This window comes from Streptomyces sp. NPDC001194 (assembly GCF_042896985.1).
Classification (GTDB): domain Bacteria; phylum Actinomycetota; class Actinomycetes; order Streptomycetales; family Streptomycetaceae; genus Streptomyces.
Genome location: NZ_JBIAXU010000021.1, coordinates 53,678 through 74,462, shown reverse-complemented (window position 1 = coordinate 74,462; position 20,785 = coordinate 53,678). Strand labels below are relative to the sequence as shown.

At 71.3% G+C, this 20,785-nt stretch carries 21 protein-coding genes; 15 read left to right on the top strand and 6 right to left on the bottom strand.

Going from position 1 to position 20,785, the window contains the following annotated elements; genetic code table 11:
• Positions 1 to 152: 152 nt before the first annotated feature.
• Positions 153 to 551, bottom strand: coding sequence for an SHOCT domain-containing protein (locus ACFY1T_RS30615; RefSeq protein ID WP_030871301.1), 399 nt, complete (start codon positions 549 to 551; stop codon positions 153 to 155).
• A gap of 159 nt (positions 552 to 710) precedes the next feature.
• Here ACFY1T_RS30615 and ACFY1T_RS30610 point away from each other — a divergent pair, with 159 nt between their 5' ends.
• The gene (locus ACFY1T_RS30610; protein ID WP_390791036.1) at positions 711 to 2,027 is read left to right on the top strand and encodes a hypothetical protein; all 1,317 of its coding nucleotides are present in this window, start codon (positions 711 to 713) and stop codon (positions 2,025 to 2,027) included.
• Between the two features lie 8 nt (positions 2,028 to 2,035).
• Here ACFY1T_RS30610 and ACFY1T_RS30605 read toward each other — a convergent pair whose 3' ends face one another.
• From ACFY1T_RS30605 to ACFY1T_RS30595, 3 genes are all read right to left on the bottom strand, one after another.
• Positions 2,036 to 3,652, bottom strand: a complete 1,617-nt coding sequence (locus tag ACFY1T_RS30605) for an MFS transporter (RefSeq protein ID WP_390791035.1) — start codon at positions 3,650 to 3,652, stop codon at positions 2,036 to 2,038.
• A gap of 99 nt (positions 3,653 to 3,751) precedes the next feature.
• Positions 3,752 to 5,173 carry a DUF2252 domain-containing protein gene (locus ACFY1T_RS30600; RefSeq protein ID WP_390791034.1) on the bottom strand — a complete coding sequence of 474 codons (1,422 nt, stop codon included), beginning with the start codon at positions 5,171 to 5,173 and terminating at the stop codon, positions 3,752 to 3,754.
• A 106-nt stretch (positions 5,174 to 5,279) separates the two neighbouring features.
• Positions 5,280 to 6,386, bottom strand: a complete 1,107-nt coding sequence (locus tag ACFY1T_RS30595) for a YihY/virulence factor BrkB family protein (protein ID WP_390791033.1) — start codon at positions 6,384 to 6,386, stop codon at positions 5,280 to 5,282.
• A 69-nt stretch (positions 6,387 to 6,455) separates the two neighbouring features.
• Between ACFY1T_RS30595 and ACFY1T_RS30590 the strand changes: the two genes are divergently transcribed.
• The 5 genes from ACFY1T_RS30590 to ACFY1T_RS30570 all read left to right on the top strand — a co-directional run bounded on the left by ACFY1T_RS30590 (position 6,456) and on the right by ACFY1T_RS30570 (position 10,459).
• Entirely contained in the window at positions 6,456 to 7,142 is a 687-nt protein-coding gene (locus ACFY1T_RS30590) for a GAP family protein (protein ID WP_390791032.1), read from the top strand.
• 182 nt (positions 7,143 to 7,324) lie between these two features.
• Positions 7,325 to 7,807 (top strand): DUF6325 family protein, encoded by a 483-nt coding sequence (locus ACFY1T_RS30585; RefSeq protein ID WP_234435690.1) that lies wholly within the window; start codon positions 7,325 to 7,327, stop codon positions 7,805 to 7,807.
• Between the two features lie 47 nt (positions 7,808 to 7,854).
• Positions 7,855 to 8,145 carry an SHOCT domain-containing protein gene (locus ACFY1T_RS30580; RefSeq protein ID WP_390791031.1) on the top strand — a complete coding sequence of 97 codons (291 nt, stop codon included), beginning with the start codon at positions 7,855 to 7,857 and terminating at the stop codon, positions 8,143 to 8,145.
• Positions 8,146 to 8,202: 57 nt separating this feature from the next.
• A complete protein-coding gene (locus tag ACFY1T_RS30575) occupies positions 8,203 to 9,624 on the top strand; it encodes a chloride channel protein (protein WP_390791030.1) in 1,422 nt (473 codons plus the stop codon).
• Between the two features lie 40 nt (positions 9,625 to 9,664).
• Positions 9,665 to 10,459: an aminotransferase class IV gene (locus ACFY1T_RS30570; protein WP_390791029.1), complete on the top strand. Its 795-nt coding sequence runs from the start codon at positions 9,665 to 9,667 to the stop codon at positions 10,457 to 10,459.
• A gap of 68 nt (positions 10,460 to 10,527) precedes the next feature.
• Here the strand turns inward: ACFY1T_RS30570 and ACFY1T_RS30565 are convergent, their stop codons facing one another.
• Positions 10,528 to 11,043, bottom strand: coding sequence for a hypothetical protein (locus ACFY1T_RS30565; RefSeq protein ID WP_390791028.1), 516 nt, complete (start codon positions 11,041 to 11,043; stop codon positions 10,528 to 10,530).
• Between the two features lie 216 nt (positions 11,044 to 11,259).
• On the opposite strand from ACFY1T_RS30565, the gene kdpF (ACFY1T_RS30560) reads away from it, so the two are divergent.
• The 9 genes from kdpF (ACFY1T_RS30560) (at position 11,260) to ACFY1T_RS30520 (ending at position 20,412) form a co-directional block, all read left to right on the top strand.
• A complete protein-coding gene (kdpF, locus tag ACFY1T_RS30560) occupies positions 11,260 to 11,349 on the top strand; it encodes a K(+)-transporting ATPase subunit F (RefSeq protein ID WP_390791027.1) in 90 nt (29 codons plus the stop codon).
• Positions 11,350 to 11,415: 66 nt separating this feature from the next.
• The gene (locus ACFY1T_RS30555; protein WP_390791026.1) at positions 11,416 to 12,171 is read left to right on the top strand and encodes a DUF4118 domain-containing protein; all 756 of its coding nucleotides are present in this window, start codon (positions 11,416 to 11,418) and stop codon (positions 12,169 to 12,171) included.
• Positions 12,172 to 12,316: 145 nt separating this feature from the next.
• On the top strand, positions 12,317 to 12,460 hold the full coding sequence (locus ACFY1T_RS30550; protein ID WP_384711666.1) for a hypothetical protein: 144 nt from the start codon (positions 12,317 to 12,319) through the stop codon (positions 12,458 to 12,460).
• Positions 12,457 to 12,546, top strand: coding sequence for a K(+)-transporting ATPase subunit F (kdpF, locus tag ACFY1T_RS30545; protein ID WP_063789431.1), 90 nt, complete (start codon positions 12,457 to 12,459; stop codon positions 12,544 to 12,546). Before ACFY1T_RS30550 ends, kdpF (ACFY1T_RS30545) begins: the two co-directional genes overlap by 4 nt.
• 8 nt (positions 12,547 to 12,554) lie before the next feature.
• Positions 12,555 to 14,219, top strand: a complete 1,665-nt coding sequence (kdpA, locus tag ACFY1T_RS30540) for a potassium-transporting ATPase subunit KdpA (protein ID WP_390791025.1) — start codon at positions 12,555 to 12,557, stop codon at positions 14,217 to 14,219.
• The gene (kdpB, locus tag ACFY1T_RS30535; RefSeq protein WP_390791024.1) at positions 14,216 to 16,315 is read left to right on the top strand and encodes a potassium-transporting ATPase subunit KdpB; all 2,100 of its coding nucleotides are present in this window, start codon (positions 14,216 to 14,218) and stop codon (positions 16,313 to 16,315) included. Before kdpA ends, kdpB begins: the two co-directional genes overlap by 4 nt.
• 4 nt (positions 16,316 to 16,319) lie before the next feature.
• Positions 16,320 to 16,997: a potassium-transporting ATPase subunit C gene (locus ACFY1T_RS30530; RefSeq protein WP_390791023.1), complete on the top strand. Its 678-nt coding sequence runs from the start codon at positions 16,320 to 16,322 to the stop codon at positions 16,995 to 16,997.
• Between the two features lie 100 nt (positions 16,998 to 17,097).
• The gene (locus tag ACFY1T_RS30525) at positions 17,098 to 17,781 is read left to right on the top strand and encodes a response regulator (RefSeq protein WP_390791022.1); all 684 of its coding nucleotides are present in this window, start codon (positions 17,098 to 17,100) and stop codon (positions 17,779 to 17,781) included.
• Positions 17,782 to 17,865: 84 nt separating this feature from the next.
• On the top strand, positions 17,866 to 20,412 hold the full coding sequence (locus ACFY1T_RS30520) for an ATP-binding protein (protein WP_390791021.1): 2,547 nt from the start codon (positions 17,866 to 17,868) through the stop codon (positions 20,410 to 20,412).
• A 19-nt stretch (positions 20,413 to 20,431) separates the two neighbouring features.
• On the opposite strand, the gene ACFY1T_RS30515 is transcribed toward ACFY1T_RS30520, so the two are convergent.
• On the bottom strand, positions 20,432 to 20,785 hold the full coding sequence (locus ACFY1T_RS30515; protein WP_390791020.1) for a VOC family protein: 354 nt from the start codon (positions 20,783 to 20,785) through the stop codon (positions 20,432 to 20,434).

Here is a 20,785-nt window from a genome sequence, read left to right as displayed (position 1 = left end):
GGGGGGGGCTCCGGTGGTGGGGGGGGGGGGGGGGGGGGGGGGGGCAGGGTTTTGGGCGCGCCCCCCGGCCGGGCAGGAGTCCCGGTCTGCCCCCTGCAGACCGGACACCGGGGCTGCCCCGGATACACGCGCCGCCCCGCGCACGGGCCGGCTCAGGTGAGCAGCTTCGCTTTCGCCTGCTGGAACTCGGCCTCCGACAGCGCGCCCTTGTCCTTCAGCGCGACGAGCTTGGTGAGCTCGTCGGCGTGCGATCCGCCGGCCGAGGACGACCCGGCCGTCTGGCGGATGTAGTCCTGGAAGGCGGCCTCGCTTTCCTTGGCCTGCTTGACGTCCCGCTGGGTCATGCCCTTGCCGCGGGCGATGACGTAGACGAGCACTCCCAGGAAGGGCAGGATGATCACGAAGATCAGCCAGCCCGCCTTGCCCCAGCCGCTCATCTCATGGTCACGGAAGATGTCCGTGATGATCTTGAACAGCAGGAACAGCCACATGATCCACAGAAAGAACCAGAGCATGGACCAGAACACGGAGAGCGCGGGGTAGTCGTCCATGATTACCTCCTTGCGGCGAGCCGAATGCCCGCGATCAGCAGTATTGGTCCGAGTACCGCCCTCCGCACGTCGAGCGGTCACGCTCACCCGTTCGGCCCGCCCCCGCTGGCCCGGTCCCTCGGGCCGGGGTTGCCTGGGTACGACCTCTAGGAGGGCCGTATGCCGGACGACGACAACCAGGGTGAACTCGCCGCGCTGCGGGCTCGGGTCGCCACGCTGGAGGCCGAGGCTTCGCAACGCCTGCCGCGCTGGCACCGGCTTCGCGCGTTCCTGTCGGCGCTGCTGATCATCATCGGCTGCGTCCTGGCGCCGCTGGGCATCGTCGCCGCGTGGACGTCCAGCATCGTGGGCGACACCGACCGCTACGTGACCACCGTGGCTCCGCTGGCCTCCAACCCCGACGTGCAGGCGGCCGCCGCGAACCGGGTCACCGGCGCGGTGATGGAACACATCGACCTGCCCAACCTCCTCGAGGACGTGGCTCCGGACCAGCGGCCGCTGCTGCAGAAGGCGCTGGGGAAGCTCGGCAACGGGCTGGAGGGCGCGGTCCGCAGCTTCGTGCACGAGAAGGCCTTGGACGTGGTCCAGTCGAACGCCTTCGAGACCATCTGGACCAACGCGAACCGCACGGTCCACACCTCGCTCGTCCGCGCCCTGACCGGCAGCGACGAGGGGGCCGTCCAGATCAAGAACGACTCGGTGACCATCGACCTCGCTCCCGTGATCGACCAGGTGAAGAACAAGCTGGTGGATTCCGGGATGAGCGTGGCCGCCAAGATCCCCGAGGTCCACACCGACTTCACCGTGCTCAAGTCGGACGACATCGGCCGGGTCAAGACCGGCTTCCGGCTGCTGCAGATCATGGGCTTCTGGCTGCCGGTCATCGCGGTCGTGCTCGCGGCCGTCGGCATCCTGCTCTCCGTCCACCGCAGGCGGACCCTGGTCACGACGGCCCTCGGCTTCGCCGTCGCGGCGCTCGTCCTGGGCATCGCACTGACCGTCTTCCGTACGGTCTACCTCAACGCGCTCCCCGACACCGTGTCCCAGCCGGCCGCCGGCGCCGTCTACGACGCGATGATCAAGCTCCTGCGCACCACGGTCCGCATGGTCGTGGTCCTCGGCGTGCTGCTCGCGCTCGCCGCCTGGCTCTCGGGCCCCGGTCGCCGAGCCACCGTGGTGCGCCAGATGTGGCACTCGGGCATCGCGGCCACCCGGGCCTCCGCCGACCGGGCGGGCCTGCGCATGGGCCCGGTCGGCCCGTTCGTCGCCCGCCACCGCGTCTGGATCACCTGGATCCTGGTGGCGGCGGCCGTCCTCGCCTTCATCCTGTGGCCGTACCCGACGGGCTGGGTCATCCTGGGCATCGCCCTCGTGCTCCTCTTCGCCCTGGCCGTCATGGACTTCATCGCCGAGGAGGCCGCGCCGGACACCGAGGACGCGGCGGCACCCGGTGGAAGTCCGCCGCGTCCCGTGTAGGGACCGGTTCAGGACCGCGCCGCCCCCGGCTGGGTCTCGGGGATGCGCTGGGTGAAGAAGAGCGCCGTCAGCGCGGCGAGGGCGAGGATGCCGAGGGCCGCCTTCAGACCGTCGATCCGCGCGGTGGCGTTCGCGTCGAGCGCGGCGTCGGCCACCTCCGATTCCACACCGGCCTCGTCGAGGGCGGCGGTGAGCTGGGCGTCCGACAGGAAGGGGGCGCCTCCCGCGAGTCGGACGTTCGCCTGGCTCTTGACCTCGGCCGGGATCGCCGGGTTCTGCTCGATGCTCGTCAGGAACGACGAGGTCAGCATGGTGATGAGGATCGACCCCGCGACGGCGGTGCCGATCGACGCGCCGAGGTTCGTGACGGTGTTCTGGACTCCGCCGACCTCGGCGCTCTGCTCGTCCGGGACGGCCGATACGGTGACCGCCCCGAGCTGGGAGGCGAGGGCTCCCATCCCGAGTCCGATCAGCAGCAGCGGAACGGTGACGACGGCCGCCCCGGAGTCCACGTCCAGGACGGCCAGCAGGACGACGGCGCCGAGGAACATCGACAGGATCCCGAGCTTCACCACGCGCCGCGGCGAGATGTCCGGACGGAAGCGGGGGATCGCGATCGCGGCGGCCAGCAGGGAGACGGAGAGCGGCAGGATCAGCACGCCCGTCTTGACGGCGGACAGGCCCAGCGCGACGGACAGGTAGAGCGGGACGACGAAGAACACGCCCATCTGTACGAGGTACTGGAAGAAGAACATCGTCAGGCCGCCGGTCAGCTGCCGGTTGCGCAGGAGCGCCGGATCCACGAGCGGTTCGGTGGCGCGTGCGACGAGGCGCGCCTCCCAGCGGAAGAAGAGCCAGACGAGGAAGAGACCGGCCAGCATCAGCCAGACGACGGGTGAGAGCCCGAACCAGGCCGGTGCGCCGGCCTTCGGCCGGAACCAGCCCCATTCGCTCGTGCGCAGCACGCCGAAGACGAACAGTCCGATGCCCAGAGCGGACAGGACCGCGCCCAGGAGGTCGATGCGCGGCTTGCGGTCGGTGGGCGCGTCCGCGATCCGGCGGGCGAGCACCAGGATGACGAGTACGACCACGACCTCCCCGGCGAAGACCCAGCGCCAGGAGAAGAACGTGGTCGCCACACCGCCGATGAGCGGCCCGAGCCCGATGGCGATCGCCGCCGCGGCCGCCACCAGGCCATAGGCGGCCGGCCGCCGCTCCACGGCGAAGTTCGAGGCGACCAGCGCCACGATCGCCGGCAGGATCAGCGCCGCGCCCACGCCTTCCAGGAACGACCAGCCGAGCAGCAGGACCGTCAGGTTCGGGGCGATCGACGTGGTGAAGGATCCGCACCCGTAGACGACACAACCGATCATGAACGCGCGTCTGCGCCCGATGAGCGCTCCGACCTTGCCACCGGCGATCATCAGCATCGCCATGACCAGCGTGTAGGCCGTGATCGCGCCCTGCATGCCGGTCACCGTGGTGCCGATGTCCTCGGCCACCGTGGCGATCGAGACGTTCATGACCGAGCTGTCGAGGGCCATCAGGAACTGCCCGGCCGCCAGTGTCATCAGGACGAGGTTCGCGTTCTTGGCGCTCCCGGCCGCGGGTGCATCGGCTGTCATGACCGGAGCCTCCCACGGTCACGGAAAGCCGCGTGTCGCCTCGCCGGTCGGTTCAGCCGACTGGCACAGAGGCGGGGTGCGCGGGCCGCCCGTCGGCCCTCACGCCGCCTGCGCCTCCATCCGGCCCGCGGCCACCGCGGCCACCAGGGCCTGGTGGTCGCGCTCGTTCAGATCGGCGTAGGTCTCGGCGAACCGCACCAGCGCCCGGTCGAACACGTCGCCGCCGCCCAGATAGGCGGCGATGCCTATCCGGTCGCCCGACCGGGCGTGTGCCCGGGCCAGGGTGGCGGCGCACACGTCGCCGAGCGCCTGCATGCCCTGAGGCGCCATGAGCTCCGGGTCGATGCTCCCCTTCCAGTCCCTCAACTGCCGTACGTAGAAGTCCCGCTCGCGGCCGTCGATGCCCTTCGCCCGGTGCCAGCCCAGGAAGATGTCGCTGGCCGCCTGCATCAGGCGCTGCCCCGCCACCACCCGCTCGCCCTGCATGGAGTGCTCGCCGGCGCCGACGTACGGGGCGAGGACGGACTCTCCGGCCTCCTTGGCCTGGAGGATCAACGGGTCTTCGCCGTCCCTGCCGACGAGCAGGATGATCCAGCACCGCGTGCCCACGCTGCCGACGCCCACCACCTTGCGGGCCATGTCGACGACGGTGAACTGCCGCAGCAGGTGGCGCCGGTCCGAGGGGAGGGTCTCGCCGTACTGCTCGACCATGTCGCGGATCTGCCCCTCCAGCGTGCCGCGCCGGTTGTCCGGCATGAGCTCCGTCAGCGGCGTGACCAGGGGCGGTACCGACCGGAACCGCCGCTCACCGGCCACGACCTCGGTGAGTTTCCCGGCGGCCTGCAGGCTGTCCCGTCCCCGCGCCTTGGCCAGTTCCTCGGCCAGCCGCTTGCGGCCGCGCGAGCGCAGTTCGGTCGCCCCCAGCGCCTGGAGCTGCTCCGCGTCGACCCGCGCGTACCAGACGTCGAGGTGGCGCATGACGGCGTAGTCGCGCATCCTCTCGCGGTACGACCTGCCCGCCGACCGGACGACGACAGCGCGCTCGCGCTCGCTGAAACCGTTCTCCCGCCCGGCGATGGCCAGGCTCACGGCCAGCCGCTTGACGTCCCACTCCCACGGTCCGGGCAGGGTCTCGTCGAAATCGTTGAGGTCGAACAGCAGGTTGCGCTCCGGGGTGCCGAGAAGCCCGTAGTTCAACATGTGCGCATCGCCGCAAACTTGGACCCGCAGGCCCGAGTCCTGCGTCTGGGCGAGGTCGGCCGCCATGACGGCGGCGGCGCCCCGGTAGAAGCGGAACGGCGACTCCGACATCCGCCCGTAGCGGATCGGCACCAGCTCCGGCACCCGGCCGGCCGACTGTCCTTCGAGGATGTCCACCGGATTCTGCCGCTGCGCGGACGGCTCGAAATCCCCCTGCCCGGACCGGGGCGCCCGGCTCCGGGCGGCGCGGCCGCGGGCGACCCGCTCCGCGACGGACAGCCGGTGCACACCGTTCTCCGTCTTCGCTACACGCTTTGCCATCGCTGTGGACCTCCAGGCCGCTCGGGCCCCTGCTGCCCAGCATGGCACCCCCGGCCCCGCGCTGCCGTACGGCGCCACCCGGCGCCCGGGCGCCGGAGCGCCGGGCTCAGTCCTGCTCGGTCCGCTCCCGGCTGGGCGGCGGACTGCCCAGCCGCCGGGCGAAGTACGGCTCCTGCGCCAGGACGGCGCCCATGGTGACCCCGCCCGCGATGGCCACGCACAGCACGATCAGCCATGACAGCAGGACGAAGACCGAGCCGGCCGAACCGTACTCGCTCAGGGCCCGGTTGAGCGCGCGCGGCATGTAGAAACCGGCGGTGACCGACAGGGCGGTCATCGCGCCGGCGGTGATCAGGGCACCCGGCAGCAGCGGCATCCAGCCGACGAGGCGGCCCAGCAGGATGTGCTGGGTCCACCACCACACCAGCGCCTGGAAGACGAACGTGACGGGGACGCCCAGCCACAGCCCGACGCCGAACCCGCTGCGCACCGGTTCCTGCACGAGCAGCAGACCGATCCAGGCGGCGATCCACGCGAGCCAGCGCCAGACCGCGATCCGCGCCCCGGTGCGCGGGATCTCCCACGCGCGCTTGCACAGCCGCTGCATGGCGCGGCTCACGGCGGTCGCGGACAGCAGCACCATCAGGGAGCCCACCACACCCACCGCGTTCTGGAGCTCCGCGTCGGAGCTGCGGAAGATGGCGGACAGCTGGTCGCTCGCCTCGCCGTTGAGCCCGAACACCGCGCGGATCGATGCCGCCATCTGCTCCCGCACGGCCTGCGGAGCGACCGACGCGACGACGAAGACCAGGGGGACGGCGGTCAGGAAGCACTGCGCGGCGAGGCGGGTCGCGGAGTCGAAGATGTTCACCGACACCATGCGCTCGGCGACGTGGGTGATCACCGGAAACCGGGTCTCGGCCCGGCGCTGGAGCCGCCGGGCCTTGGCTGCCGTGCGCTGCGAGCGGGATCGCCACCACTCGGACCGCAGGACGGCACGCCTGCTCTTGCCGGAGGCCATCAGCACACCGGGACGGGAGCGGGGGGCACGGGAGCGGGCACGGGAGGAAACGGACGGCTCGACGCCGGCGCCGGGGCCGGAGGGCAAGTCGTCGTCATCGGGGTCTCCTTCGTGTCCGTCCAGGTTGAAGGACACGGCCGGGGGCGGCATCTCGAACGCCTGCGGCCCGCCGCCGTTCGCCCGTCCGTCCAACGGACGCGAAAAGATGTCGGGGCCCGGACCCGTGCGTAGTGTCGTACCTCGTCACACGATTGGGGCGCCATGGTCGTCGACCTCTTGCTCATCGCGCTGGCCATCACCGTCGACCCGCTGCCCATCATGGCCTTCGCGCTCGTGGTGTCCTCCGCCAGAGGCGTGTGGAAGGGCCTCGTCTTCATCCTGGCCTGGCTCGCCTGCCTCGTCGCGGTGATCGCGGTCGTACTCATGGTGACGGACGGCCAGCCGCCGCCACCGCGCTCCCCGCCCAGCCTCGCGGGGCTGGCGACCAAGCTGGTCATCGGACTGGTCCTGGTGTTCTACGGGCTCCATCGCCGCCGCCTCATGAAGGCGGGCACAGCCCCGACCGGCTCCGCCACCCCGCTCGGCCCCGACGTGCGGGGCGGACCCTCCGACAGTGCGGCCTCCCGCTCGGGCTCGCTCTGGGCGGCCGCGGGACTGGCCGTGCTCGTCCAGCCGTGGGGCCTGGTCGCGGCCGGCGCGACGACCGTGCTCGAGGCGAACACCTCGCACACGTCCACCTACGCGGCCCTCTTCGGCTTCTGCTTCCTCGCGACCGCCAGCCTGCTGGCCGCCGAGCTGTACATCGTGTTCGCACCCGAGGTCGCACACGACCGGCTGATGCGCCTGCGCGGCTGGCTGGAGGGTCACCAGCAGCAGGCGATCGTCGTCATCTGCCTGGTGGTCGGCCTGTGGCTGACCGGCAAGAGCATCTACCAGCTGACCGGCTGACCACCCGACCGCCGGCCGATCGGCTCGCTCCGCGGGTGGCCTTCCGGATGTGCGCAGGTGCGTGCGCGGTGCTGGAATGGGCTTAGGCGACGTCCCTCCTGCCGACCGCGTGCCGGAGCCGCGCCCGCGGACCAGCGGCCGGCACGACGTCTTCCCTCCCCCCCAGCGCGACAGGAGCAGCCATGAGCAGCGAGGTCGAGGAATCAGGCGGGCTCGGCGACATCGGCGACATCGACGACATGGGTCCGGTGGACTACGTCGTCATCGAGTTCCCGGGCAACCGGATGACCGGCAACGGACTCCCCATGCTCGTCGACCTCGTCGATCGCGGCATCATCCGCATCTTCGACCTGGTCTTCGTCCGCAAGGACCTGGACGGTTCGGTGACGGCGGTGGAGCTGACCGACTTCGGCGACGAGGTCGACCTCTCGATCTTCGAGGGTGCCTCGTCCGGCCTGCTGGACCAGAGCGACATCGACGACGCCGGCGTCGCGCTGGAACCGGGCAACTCGGCGGGGATCATCGTGTACGAGAACACGTGGGCGGCGCCGTTCGCCCGCGAACTGCGCCGCGGAGGCGCACAGCTCGTGGCCGCCGGCCGGATTCCCGTGCAGGCGCTGCTCGCCTCGCTGGAGGCCATGGAGGTACGGCCCGACGACGCATGAGGACGTGGCCGCAGCCCTGCTTCACCGCACCCCTGGAGATGAGCACCATGCCCGGACTTCTTCGCGGAGTCGCCCGTACGGCCGTCATCGCCGGCACCGCAACCGCCGTGTCCAACCGCGTGTCCCGGCGGCAGGCGGGCCGTTGGGCGCAGCAGGAGGCGCCGCAGGCCGAGGCCGCGCCGCCGCCCCCGCCGCCGCCCCCGCCCCCTGCCGCGGCCCCCGCCGCCGACGACATGACCACCAAGATCGACCAGCTCAAGCAGCTCAGCACCCTCAAGGAACAGGGAGTGCTGACCGAGGAGGAGTTCGCCGAGCAGAAGCGTCGGCTCCTCGGCTGACGGAGCACCCTGTGCCGGACTGACCGGTGAGGGACGGGGGAGGGAAGGAACGGCCCCATGACGCAGCCGACGCAGCCGAGTCCGAATCAGGGCCCGAATCAGGGCCCGAACCCGGGTCCGCGCCAGGGGCCGGGTCCGCAGCCGCCGTCGCGGCCCGCGGAGGCCCAGAGGCTCGGCGAGCTGATCCGGACTCCCGGATACCGCAAGACGCTCGTGTTCTGCGGACTCATCGGCATCCCGGTGTCGCTGGCCGCATTCTGGTTCCTCGCCGGGCTCCAGAAGCTGCAGGGTCTGGTCTGGGTGGACCTCCCGCACGCCCTCGGCCACGACACTCCGCCGTGGTGGTGGCCCCTGCCGCTCCTGCTCCTGTCGGGTGTCTGCGTCGGGCAGATCGTCACCCGGCTCCCCGGGGCCGGCGGACACATCCCCGCCTCCGGCCTGCACGCGGGCGGTCCCGGAGCCGCGGCCCTGCCCGGAGTGATCCTCGCGGCCGTGTTCAGCCTCCCGCTCGGCGCCACGCTCGGCCCCGAGGCGCCGCTCATCGCGCTGGGCGGCGGGCTCGCGATCGCACTGCGGCACCTCACCGGCACGCCGGAGACGCCGATGAGCACCGCGCTGCTGGGCGCCGCCGGATCCGCCGCGGCCATCGCCACCATCTTCGGCAATCCGCTGATCGGCGCGGTGCTGCTCATGGAGGTCGTGGGCGTGGGAGGACCCCAGCTGTTCGCCGTCATGCTGCCCGCACTGCTGTCGAGCGGCATCGGCTCGCTCGTGTTCACCGGGTTCGGCCGCTGGACCGGACTGAAGACCGGTGACCTGTCGCTGAAGCACTCGGGCACGCCGTACCCCCGCCTGGACGCCGGTGACGTGCTCTGGTCGATCCTCATCGCCGCGGCCCTCGCGGTCGGCATCCACCTGGTGCAGTACGGCGGACGGCTGACCGCCGTCCGCGTCGCAAAACGCCCGCTGACCGTCACCGCCCTCTGCGCCCTCGCCGCCGGCGTCTGCGCCGCCGCCTACTCCCTGGGCACCGGCCGCTCTCCCGTGGACGTGGCCTCCTCGGGCCAGGAGACGATGGCCCAGCTGGCCGGTGACCCGCACGCCTGGGGCGTGGGCGCGCTGATCGCCGTGCTCCTCTGCAAGAGCGCCGCCTTCTCCCTGTGCCTGGGCAGCCTGCGGGGCGGTCCCATCTTCCCGTCGCTGTTCCTCGGCGCCGCCGCGGGCGTGCTGTGCTCGCCGCTGCCCGGGCTCGGTGTCGGCGCCGGGCTGGCGGCCGGCATGGCCGCCGCCACCGTGAGCGCGCTGCGGCTGCCGGTCAGCAGCGTGGTGCTCGTGGTGCTCGTGCTGGGCAGCACCGAGCTGATCCCGGTGGCGATCCTCGCCACGGTCGTGGCGCTCGTGACGATCGAGCTCCTGCCGCCCGGCCCGGCGATCCCGCCCGTCGGCCGCATGCCCCGCCCCGCGGCGCCGGCCCCGTAGCGGCCGGCCGGGCCGAGTCCGCGACGTGCAGACTGCGTGTATGGCAACCCTGAACGGCTCCCCCGCCTCCCCCGAGGCCCTCCAGGCACTCGCGCTGACCAATTACGGCCATTTCACCACCATGCGGGTGGAGGACGGCGGGGTGAAGGGGCTGGCCCTGCACCTGGCCCGGCTGGTCGCGGACTGCCGTGCGGTGTTCGGGGCGGAGCTGGATCCCGGGTGGGTGCGGGAGTGCGTACGGAGGGAAGCCGGCGGGCGGGCGGGGGCGCTCATGGTGCGGGTCACGGTCTTCGACCCCGAGCTGGAGCTGACGGCCCCCGACCGTACGGGGCGGCCGGGCGTACTGGTGACGACCCGGCCGGCCGCCGCGGGCGCCGCCGGCCGGCCGCTGCCGGCGCTGCGCGTGCAGCGGCTCCCTTTCCGGCGCGACATGCCGTCGGTGAAGCACGTGGCGCTGTTCGGGCAGCTGCGGCTGCGGCGCGCAGCCCGGCTCGCCGGTTTCGACGACGTGCTGTTCACCGATGCGGACGGGCTGGTCTCCGAGGGCTGCACCTGGAACATCGGCTTCGTGGACGAGGCCGGGACGGTGGTCTGGCCGGAGGCCGAGGTACTGCCCGGGACGACGATGCGGCTGCTCCGGGCCGCGGGATCCGCGCAGGTCACGGCTCCGGTGACGGATGCCGGGCTGCGCACGATGCGGGCGGCGTTCGCGACGAGCACGGGCTTCGGCGTACGGGCGCTGGCGGCGGTCGACGACGTGGACCTGGACCCCGACGACCCGGCGGTCGGCGCACTGCGGGAGTCCTGGGCGGCCGTACCATCGGACCTCCTCTAGCGCGTGCCGGGCGTCGCGGGGAAGGCGGGACTCCACGGACACGCCCATGGGCGACGCCCCACGGCCCGTCAGCGGTGGTCCATGCCGGAGAGCTTGAAGACCGTGGTGACGGTCTGCCGGTCGATGAGGCAGGCGAGCCGGCGGAGCGGGTCCGAGCCTTCCGTCACGGTGCCCAGGGACAGGCTCGCGCGGACGCCCCGCTCGAACAGGTGCCACAGCGCCGGGTTCGCCGCGAAGACCCGCGGATCGACCTCCAGCCGATTGCCGTCGAGGTCCTTCAGGACCAGGCGCTGCGCGACGCCGTCGTGCCAGGCGACCGAGACGAGCCGGTCGGTGTGGACCCGGCGGCGGCGGAGCAGTCCCCGGGTCGTGAGCAGGCCCGGGACGGCAGTGACCCGGGTGGGCCACAGGACGGCGAACAGCGTCAGGCCGAGGGCCGTCCACAACAGCACGCGCTGCCAGTGCGTGCTGCCGGCCGCCGCGTCGACGGCGACGAGCAGTCCCGGGAACAGCACGGCGATGCCGGCCGCGGCCCGCGCGTCTCCCCGCCAGTTGCGGTCCTCCACGTGCTTCGGTCGGGGCATGCGGTCCATGGAACGCCGGCGGGCGGGCACCGGACCGCTTCGCTGACGCTCTTCTGACACCGTCGGCGCAAACCCTGACGTCCCGCTGACGCGCACGAGCGGGAACCGTATGAGACGCGTCAAAAGGCCGTTGCCGTCCGATACGCCGCCCGGCTGCGCGGGCACGGTGGAGGTGGCGGAGCACCGCACGCACCGGGAGAATCGGAGACATGATCCATGGACGCTGAGAACGTGGTCGGGCTGGTCATCGCCCTCGCCCTGCTCGGCCATCTCATCGCGGCCCTGATCAAGCCCGAGAAGTTCTGACCCCGAGGGGTTGCGACGAGGTTCCGACCCGAATCGACACCAGCGCGTCCGGACGGGAGGCAGCACATGTCCGGGTATCGGCTCCACGACCGCCTCGCCCTGATCGCGGCCCTCGTCGTCCCCTTCCTCGTGGCGCTCGCGCTCGTGCCCTTCCGTACGGAGCTTTCGGCGACGAACGCCGCCCTCGTCCTGGTCGTCGCCGTGGTCGCGGTGGCCGCGCTCGGCACCCGGGTCGCCGGGGCCCTCGCCGCACTGTCGGCCGCCGCCTGGTTCGACTTCTTCCTCACCCGCCCGTACGGCCGCTTCACGATCACCGGCGGTGAGGACCTCCAGACGGCCGCCCTCCTGCTGATCGTCGGCCTGATCGTCTCCCAGCTGGCCGTACGCGCACGCCGCCTCCAGGGCGCAGTGACCACCGATGCCTCGCACCTGTCCCAGCTGGAGGGGACGGCCCGGCTCGCCGAGGGCGCAGACGCTCCCGAGACCGTCGTCGAGCACGTCCGACACGAGCTCATCGCCCTGCTGGACCTGCGCGGCTGCCGCTTCGAGTACGGGTCCCTCATCGGGCACCTCCCCCGGATGGAGCACGACGGCACCCTGTGGCTCGGCCACGGCACCGGGGAGACCGAGGCCACGTACTGGCCCGACCGGTGGCCCGACGGCGAGACCGAGCTGCGTGCCGTCGGCGGCGGGCACTACTACGGCCGCTTCGTCCTCGACCCGGTGCCGGGACCGCTGCCCTCGGAGCAGGCCCGGCTCGTCGCCGTCGCCCTCGCCGCACAGGCCGGCACCGCCCTGGACACGGCCGGCCTGGCCGGCTGAGGGAGCCGTACGGGGGCCGCCCCGGCCCCTGGCCCACCGTGCCGCACAGCCCCCGAGACGTTTCCGCGTCAGGGCGGCATCAAGAGATCCGGCCTGCCCGTATGGAGCCCGTCAAGAGGTCTTAACGCCGGGCTGAGCTCGCGGTTTGCTCTACATCGGCCGGTCTGGCCGAAATCCATTTCATCACTTCATCCAGGAGCTCACGATGGCCGATCTGGCCTTCGTCGTCACCACGGTCGCGGTCTTCGCGCTGGTGGCTCTCATCGCCCGAGGGGTGGCCAAGCTGTGACCGCCGAGAACATCGTCGGCCTCGTCGTGGCCGTCTCCCTGCTGGGTTACCTCGTCCTCGCCCTCGTGTACCCGGAGAGGTTCTGAGTACTGATATGAGCCCCGTAACCGCAGGTGTGCTGCAGCTGCTCGCGCTCGTCGCCGCGCTGGCGCTGGCATACCGTCCGCTCGGCGACCACATGGCCCGGGTCTACTCCTCCGAGAAGCACTACCGCCCGGAGAAGTGGATCTACAAGGCCATCGGCGCCGACCCGTCGGCCGAGATGCGCTGGCCCGCCTACCTGCGCGGCGTCCTGGCCTTCTCCGCGGTGAGCGTCCTCTTCCTCTACGCCCTCCAGCGCGCCCAGGGCGTCCTGCCCGGCTCGCTGGGCTTCTCCGCGATCGATCCCGACCAGGCGTTCAACACCGCCGCGTCGTTCGTCGCGAACACCAACTGGCAGTCGTACGCGGGCGAGCAGGCCATGGGCCACGTCGTGCAGACCGGCGGCCTCGCGGTGCAGAACTTCGTCTCGGCCGCGGTGGGCATGGCCGTCGCCGTGGCCCTCGTACGGGGCTTCGCCCGCTCGCGCACCGGCGAGCTCGGCAACTTCTGGTCCGACCTGGTACGCGGGACCGTCCGCATCCTGCTGCCGATCTCGGTGATCGGCGCGATCGTCCTGGTCGCGTGCGGTGCGATCCAGAACTTCGCCGGGATCCACGAGGTCGGCCAGTTCATGGGCGGCAGCCAGCAGTGGAACGGCGGCGCGGTGGCCTCGCAGGAGGTCATCAAGGAGCTGGGCACCAACGGCGGCGGCTACTTCAACGCCAACTCCGCCCACCCGTTCGAGAACCCCACCCCCTTCTCGAACCTCTTCGAGATCTTCCTGATCCTGGTCATCCCGTTCGCGCTGACCCGCACCTTCGGCCGGATGGTCGGCAGCCTGCGCCAGGGCTACGCGCTCCTCGCCACGATGGCGACCATCTGGCTCGGGTTCACCGCGCTGATGATGTGGACCGAATTCGCCCACCACGGCCCGGCCTTCGACATCGCCGGCGGCGCGATGGAGGGCAAGGAGACCCGCTTCGGGATCGGCGGCTCCGCGATCTTCTCCGTCGCGACCACGCTGACCTCGACCGGTGCGGTCAACTCCTTCCACTCCTCCTTCACCGGTCTCGGCGGCGGCATCCAGCTCCTGGGCATGCAGCTCGGCGAGATCGCGCCCGGCGGGGTCGGCTCCGGCCTCTACGGCATGCTGATCATGGCGATCATCGCGGTGTTCATCGCCGGTCTGATGGTCGGGCGGACGCCGGAGTACCTCGGCAAGAAGATCGGCACCCGCCAGATCAAGCTGGCCGCCTGCTACATCCTCATCACCCCGGCGCTCGTGCTCTGCTTCACCGCCGCCGCCATGGCGCTCCCGACGCCCGGCAACTCGATGGCGAACCCCGGTGCGCACGGCTTCTCGGAGATCCTCTACGCCTACACCTCGGGCGCGAACAACAACGGCTCGGCGTTCGCGGGCCTGAACGCCGACACGCAGTGGTTCAACAGCACCATCGGCATCGCGATGCTGCTGGGCCGTTTCCTGCCGATGGTGTTCGTCCTCGCGCTGGCCGGCTCGCTCGCCGAGCAGGCACCGGTCCCCGAGACCGCGGGCACCCTGCGCACCGACAAGCCGCTCTACGCGGGCCTCCTCGTCGGCACGATCCTCATCATCACCGGCCTCACCTACTTCCCCGCCCTCGCGCTGGGTCCGCTTGCTGAAGGGCTCGCCTCATGAGCACCATCACCCCCACCCGTGCCCCGCACGAAGACCTGCCCACCGGGCACAAGCCCTCGGCAGGGCGCGTCGGCGGCGGTCTGTTCGATCCCAAGGCGCTGCTGAAGTCCTTTCCCGACGCGGTGAGGAAGCTCGACCCGCGCATCATGATCAAGTCGCCGGTGATGTTCGTGGTCCTCGTGGGGTCGGTGGTCACCACCGTCCTGGCGTGTCTGGACCCGACGGACTGGTTCGGCTGGGCGATCACCGCCTGGCTGTGGCTGACCACCGTCTTCGCGAACCTCGCCGAGGCGGTGGCCGAGGGCCGCGGCAAGGCCCAGGCCGACACCCTGCGCAAGGCCAAGACCGACACCGTGGCCCGCCGCCTGACCGGCTCCGGCGAGGAGCTGGTCCCCGGGACGGATCTGCGCATCGGCGACCTGGTGGTCTGCGAGGCCGGTGACATCATCCCGGGCGACGGTGACGTCGTGGAGGGCGTCGCCTCGGTCGACGAGTCAGCCATCACGGGTGAATCGGCGCCGGTGATCCGCGAGTCGGGCGGTGACCGCAGCGCGGTGACCGGCGGTACCAAGGTGCTCTCGGACCGGATCGTCGTGAAGATCACGACGAAGCCCGGCGAGACCTTCATCGACCGCATGATCGCGCTCGTCGAGGGCGCGGCCCGGCAGAAGACGCCGAACGAGATCGCCCTCAACATCCTTCTCGCCTCGCTGACCATCGTCTTCCTGCTCGCCGTGGTCACCCTGCAGCCGTTCGCGATCTACGCGGACGCCAAGCAGTCGATGATCGTGCTGACCGCGCTGCTGGTCTGCCTGATCCCGACGACGATCGGCGCGCTCCTCTCGGCCATCGGCATCGCCGGCATGGACCGGCTCGTCCAGCGCAACGTCCTGGCCATGTCGGGGCGTGCGGTCGAGGCGGCCGGCGACGTGTCGACCCTGCTGCTCGACAAGACGGGGACGATCACCCTAGGCAACCGCCAGGCCGCCGAATTCGTCCCGGTCAAGGGGACGACGGAGGCCGAACTGGCCGATGCCGCCCAGCTGTCGTCGCTGGCCGACGAGACTCCCGAGGGCCGCTCCATCGTCGTCCTCGCGAAGGAGAAGTACGGGCTGCGCGAGCGCCACCAGGGCGAGCTGGCCCAGGCCGAGTGGATCGCCTTCACCGCCCAGACCCGCATGTCGGGCGTGGACGTGGACGGCCGCAAGACCCGCAAGGGCGCTGCCGGTTCGGTCATCACCTGGGTCAAGGAGCAGGGCGGCCGGGTCGCCGACGACGCGGACCTCCTCGCCAATCTGATCTCCGAGGCGGGCGGCACGCCGCTCCTCGTGGCCGTCGACGACGAGAAGGGTGCCCGGATCCTCGGTGTCATCCACCTCAAGGACGTCGTCAAGGAGGGCATGCGCGAGCGGTTCGGCGAACTGCGCCGCATGGGCATCAAGACGATCATGATCACGGGTGACAACCCGCTGACGGCCAAGGCGATCGCCGAGGAAGCGGGCGTCGACGACTTCCTCGCCGAGGCCACCCCCGAGGACAAGATGGCCCTCATCAAGCGGGAGCAGGCCGGCGGCAAGCTCGTCGCGATGACGGGCGACGGCACCAACGACGCCCCCGCCCTCGCGCAGGCGGACGTGGGCGTGGCGATGAACACGGGCACGTCGGCCGCCAAGGAGGCCGGGAACATGGTGGACCTGGACTCCAACCCCACCAAACTCATCGAGATCGTCGAGATCGGCAAGCAGCTCCTCATCACCCGGGGCGCGCTGACCACGTTCTCCATCGCCAACGACGTCGCCAAGTACTTCGCGATCATCCCGGCCATGTTCGCCGTGGTCTACCCCGGCCTCGACAAGCTCAACGTCATGGGCCTGCACTCGCCGAACTCCGCGATCCTGTCCGCGGTCGTCTTCAACGCGCTGGTCATCATCGCTCTGGTGCCGCTCGCCCTGAAGGGCGTGCAGTACAAGCCGACCAGCGCCGACAAGATGCTCCGCCGCAACCTGGGCATCTACGGACTCGGCGGCCTCATCGCCCCGTTCATCGGCATCAAGCTCATCGACATGCTCATCACCCTCATCCCCGGAATCGGCTGATCCCATGAACAACTCTGTAGGCAACACGGCGCGGCTGCTCGGGGCGGGCCTGCGGGCCCTGCTGGTCCTCACCGTCGTCTGCGGCATCGTCTACCCGCTCGCCGTGACCGGGATCGCCCAGGCCCTGTTCCACGACAAGGCCAACGGATCCGAGATCGAGGACAAGAGCGGCCAGGTCGTCGGCTCCTCCCTCATCGGCCAGACGTACAACCTGCCGAAGCAGAACCCCGATGACCCGGAAGAGGCGGCGAAGCCTGACCTGAAGTGGTTCCAGCCGCGCCCCTCCAACGGCCTCGGTTCCAACAGCGTCAACACCCGGTACTCGCTGGTCCTCTCCGGCGCCACCAACAAGGCCGGTGACAACCCGGACCTGATCAAGCTGGTCACCGACGCCAAGGACGCCGTGATCGCGGACAACTCCACGGCCACCTACAAGGTCGAGCCCTCCGAGGTGCCGGCCGACGCCGTCACCTCCTCCGGCTCCGGCCTCGACCCGAACATCTCCCCGGAGTACGCGGAGATCCAGGTCCATCGGGTCGCGGAGCGCAACCACCTCGACCTCCGGCAGGTCGAGAAGCTCGTCCGGGATCACACCGCCGGCCGCACCCTCGGCTTCATGGGCGAACCCCGCGTCAACGTCCTGGAGCTCAACACCGCGCTCAAGGCGCTGACCAAGAGCTGATGGCCGTCCCGCTCACCCGGACGGGCATCCGGTGGGGCGCGGGAGCCCCGCGCCCCACCGGATCACCGTCCGCCCGCGACGAAGAAAGGCTGTACGCCCCATGACCCGGGTGCTCGTGGTGGAGGACGATCCGCAGCTCGTGCGCGCCCTGAAGATCAACCTTCAGGCGCGCAAGTTCGAGGTGGCGCAAGCGGGTGACGGCCGCGCCGCCATCCGGCTCGCCGCCGACCGCAAACCTGACGTCATCCTCCTGGACCTCGGCCTGCCGGACATGGACGGCGTCGACGTGATCAGGAGCGTCCGCGGCTGGAGCCGGGTGCCGATCCTCGTGCTGTCCGCGCGCCACACCTCGGAGGAGAAGATCCGGGCCCTGGACGCAGGTGCGGACGACTACGTGACGAAGCCGTTCAGCATGGACGAGCTGCTGGCCCGGCTGCGGGCCGCCACCCGGCGGCAGGAGGACCCCGGTTCCCCCGCCGGCCCCTCCGGGATCACGACCGACGAGTTCACCGTCGATCTCGCGGCCCGGAAGGTGGTGCGCGGCGAGCGCACGGTCCGGCTGACGCCGACCGAATGGCACCTGCTGGAGCTGCTGATCGCCCATCCCGGCCATCTCGTCTCCCAGCGCAGGCTGCTGCTGGAGGTGTGGGGGCCGACGTACGCCGAGCACACCAACTACCTGCGCGTGTACATGGCCCAGCTACGGCGCAAGCTGGAAGCGGACCCCTCCCACCCCCGGTACCTGATCACCGAGCCGGGCATGGGCTACCGCTTCGAACCCTGACGGGGCACCGGGTGCGGTCGCCGGAGGCGGCGCATCGAAGAGAACACCGAGCGGAAATCGAGCGGAACGAGAAGTCGGCACCAGATGAGACGCGGAAAGCTCAGGATCTACCTCGGCTCGGCACCGGGCGTCGGCAAGACGTACGCCATGCTGTCCGAGGCACACCGCAGGATCGAGCGCGGGACCGACTGCGTCGTCGGCTTCGTCGAGCACCACCACCGGCCGCGCACCGAGGTGATGCTGCACGGCCTCGAGACGACCCCGCGCCGGGAGATCGCGTACCGCGACAGCACGTTCACGGAGATGGACGTGGAGGCACTGCTGGCGCGCAGGCCCGCCGTCGCGCTCGTGGACGAGCTCGCGCACACCAACGTCCCCGGCTCGCGCAACGCCAAGCGCTGGCAGGACGTCGAAGAGCTGCTGCGGGCCGGCATCGACGTCGTCACCACGGTCAACATCCAGCACCTGGAGTCGCTCGGCGACGTGGTGGAGGCGATCACCGGTGTCCGGCAGCGCGAGACCGTTCCCGACGAGGTGGTGCGGCGCGCGGACCAGATCGAGCTCGTCGACATGTCCCCGCAGGCCCTGCGCCGGCGGATGGCGCACGGCAACATCTACAAGCCCGACCGCGTCGACGCCGCCCTGTCGAACTACTTCCGGCCCGGAAACCTCACCGCGCTGCGCGAATTGGCGTTGCTGTGGGTCGCGGACCGGGTGGACGAGTACCTCCAGGAGTACCGGGGCGAGCACGACATCCGATCCACCTGGCAGGCCCGCGAGCGCATCGTCGTGGGCCTCACCGGCGGGCCGGAGGGGCGCACGCTGATCCGGCGCGCCGCCCGCCTCGCGGAGAAGGGTGCGGGCGGTGAGGTGCTCGCCGTCTACATCGCGGCCAGCGACGGCCTGTCCTCGGCCTCCCCCAAGGAACTGGCCGCCCAGCGCACCTTGGTCGAGGATCTCGGCGGGACCTTCCACCACGTCATAGGCGACGACGTGGCGCACGCCCTGCTCGAGTTCGCCCGAGGGGTCAACGCCACGCAGATCGTCCTGGGCGTCAGCCGCCGCCGGCCGTGGCAGTACGTCTTCGGGCGCGGAGTGAGCGCCACCGTGGCCGTGGAGTCGGGCCCCGACCTCGACGTGCACATGGTCACCCACGACGCCGCGGCCCGGGGGCGACGCAGCCTGCCGGTCGCGCGGGGCGCCCGGCTCGGCCGCTCCCGCCTCATCTGGGGGTGGCTGACCGGCGTCGTCGGTCCGGCGCTGCTGGCGCTGCTGCTGCACGAAGTCGTCCCCGAGCTCGGGCTCGCGAACGACATGCTGCTCTTCCTCACCTTCACCGTGGCCGCCGCGCTGCTCGGCGGGCTGCTTCCCGCCCTCGCGTCGGCGGCGTTCGGCTCCCTGTTGCTGAACTACTTCTTCACGCCGCCGCTCTACCAGCTGACGATCTCCGACCCGCGCAACATCGTCGCCATCTCGATCTTCGTCGGCGTCGCCGTGTCCGTGGCCTCCGTCGTGGACCTGGCCGCCCGCCGCACCCACCAGGCCGCCCGCCTGCGCGCCGAGTCCGAGATCCTCTCCTTCCTGGCCGGAAGCGTCCTGCGCGGTGAGAACTCGCTCGAAGCCCTGCTGGAGCGGCTGAGGGAGACCTTCTCGATGCAGTCGGTGACGCTGCTCGAGCGCGCGGACGAGGTGGCGCCCTGGACCACGGCCGCCTGTGTCGGCAGCCATCCCGTCAGCCGTCCCGAGGACGCCGACGTGGACATGCCGATCGGGGAGAACATGGCGCTGGCCCTGTCCGGGCGGGTCCTGCCGGCCGAGGACCGCCGCGTGCTCGGCGCCTTCGCCGCGCAGGCGGCCGTCGTGCTCGACCGCCAGCGCCTGGTCGACGAAGCGGGCCGGGCCCGGGAGCTCGCCGAGGGCAACCGGATCCGTACGGCCCTGCTCGCCGCGGTCAGCCACGACCTGCGCACCCCGCTGGCCGGCATCAAGGCGTCGGTCACCTCGCTCCGTTCCGACGACGTCGAATGGTCCGAGGAGGACAGGGCCGAACTCCTCGAGGGCATCGAAGAGGGCGCCGACCGCCTCGCCGCGCTCATCGGCAACCTCCTCGACATGTCCCGCCTGAACACCGGTGTGGTGGTACCCCTGATCCGGGAGACCGACCTCGACGAGGTCGTCCCGATGGCGCTGGGCGGCGTACCCGACGGCAGCGTCGAGCTCGACATCCCCGAGACCCTCCCGATGGTCGCCGTCGACCGCGGTCTCCTCGAACGGGTCGTGGCCAACATCGTCGAGAACGCCGTCAAGTACAGCCCGCACGGCCAGCCCGTCCACGTCTCCGCGAGCTCCTTGCCCGACCGCGTGGAGCTGCGGGTGGTGGACCGCGGGCCCGGTGTGCCGGACGAGGCCAAGGACCGGATCTTCGAACCCTTCCAGCGCCACGGCGACGCACCCCGCGGCGCCGGGGTCGGCCTCGGCCTCGCGGTGGCCCGCGGCTTCACCGAGGCCATCGGCGGCACGCTGACCGCGGAGGACACCCCGGGCGGCGGGCTCACCATGGTGCTCACCCTCCCCCCGGCCGCCGACGCCCCGTCCCCCACCCCGGAGCTCCCGGCCTCGGCGGTCACCTGAGACCGGCCGAAGAGACCCTCTAGCGGCGGGAGGAGAGGACGCAGAACTCGTTGTCCTCGGGGTCGGACAGGACGACCCAGGTGACGTCCTCGCCCTGGCCGATGTCGGCGGGGCGGGCTCCGTGGGCGAGGAGGCGGGCGACCTCCGCCGCCTGGTCGTCCGGGCGGAAGTCCAGGTGCAGGGGGCTCTTCGCGCGCTTCGGCTCCGCCTCCCGTACGAAGAGCAGCCCGGGCGTCCGGTCCGGTTCGGGGCGGATCTCGTACTCGTCCGGCGAGTCGTCGACGACCACCCACCCCAGTGCCTGAGCCCACCAACGGCCCAGCGCGGCAGGGTCCCTGGCCTCGACGATCGTCTGTTCCCACTCCAGCGGCAT

Bases quoted from the DNA above. Each gene is read 5' to 3' on its own strand.
- ACFY1T_RS30525 (WP_390791022.1), top strand. From the start codon at position 17,098: ATGACCCGGGTGCTCGTGGTGGAGGACGATCCGCAGCTCGTGCGCGCC.
- ACFY1T_RS30590 (WP_390791032.1), top strand. From the start codon at position 6,456: ATGGTCGTCGACCTCTTGCTCATCGCGCTGGCCATCACCGTCGACCCG.
- ACFY1T_RS30585 (WP_234435690.1), top strand. From the start codon at position 7,325: ATGAGCAGCGAGGTCGAGGAATCAGGCGGGCTCGGCGACATCGGCGAC.
- ACFY1T_RS30515 (WP_390791020.1), bottom strand. From the start codon at position 20,785: ATGCCGCTGGAGTGGGAACAGACGATCGTCGAGGCCAGGGACCCTGCC.
- kdpB (WP_390791024.1), top strand. From the start codon at position 14,216: ATGAGCACCATCACCCCCACCCGTGCCCCGCACGAAGACCTGCCCACC.
- ACFY1T_RS30570 (WP_390791029.1), top strand. From the start codon at position 9,665: ATGGCAACCCTGAACGGCTCCCCCGCCTCCCCCGAGGCCCTCCAGGCA.
- ACFY1T_RS30565 (WP_390791028.1), bottom strand. From the start codon at position 11,043: ATGCCCCGACCGAAGCACGTGGAGGACCGCAACTGGCGGGGAGACGCG.
- ACFY1T_RS30575 (WP_390791030.1), top strand. From the start codon at position 8,203: ATGACGCAGCCGACGCAGCCGAGTCCGAATCAGGGCCCGAATCAGGGC.
- ACFY1T_RS30520 (WP_390791021.1), top strand. From the start codon at position 17,866: ATGAGACGCGGAAAGCTCAGGATCTACCTCGGCTCGGCACCGGGCGTC.
- ACFY1T_RS30605 (WP_390791035.1), bottom strand. From the start codon at position 3,652: ATGACAGCCGATGCACCCGCGGCCGGGAGCGCCAAGAACGCGAACCTC.
- kdpF (WP_390791027.1), top strand. From the start codon at position 11,260: ATGGACGCTGAGAACGTGGTCGGGCTGGTCATCGCCCTCGCCCTGCTC.
- ACFY1T_RS30610 (WP_390791036.1), top strand. From the start codon at position 711: ATGCCGGACGACGACAACCAGGGTGAACTCGCCGCGCTGCGGGCTCGG.
- ACFY1T_RS30580 (WP_390791031.1), top strand. From the start codon at position 7,855: ATGCCCGGACTTCTTCGCGGAGTCGCCCGTACGGCCGTCATCGCCGGC.
- ACFY1T_RS30615 (WP_030871301.1), bottom strand. From the start codon at position 551: ATGGACGACTACCCCGCGCTCTCCGTGTTCTGGTCCATGCTCTGGTTC.
- ACFY1T_RS30555 (WP_390791026.1), top strand. From the start codon at position 11,416: ATGTCCGGGTATCGGCTCCACGACCGCCTCGCCCTGATCGCGGCCCTC.
- kdpA (WP_390791025.1), top strand. From the start codon at position 12,555: ATGAGCCCCGTAACCGCAGGTGTGCTGCAGCTGCTCGCGCTCGTCGCC.
- ACFY1T_RS30530 (WP_390791023.1), top strand. From the start codon at position 16,320: ATGAACAACTCTGTAGGCAACACGGCGCGGCTGCTCGGGGCGGGCCTG.
- ACFY1T_RS30600 (WP_390791034.1), bottom strand. From the start codon at position 5,173: ATGGCAAAGCGTGTAGCGAAGACGGAGAACGGTGTGCACCGGCTGTCC.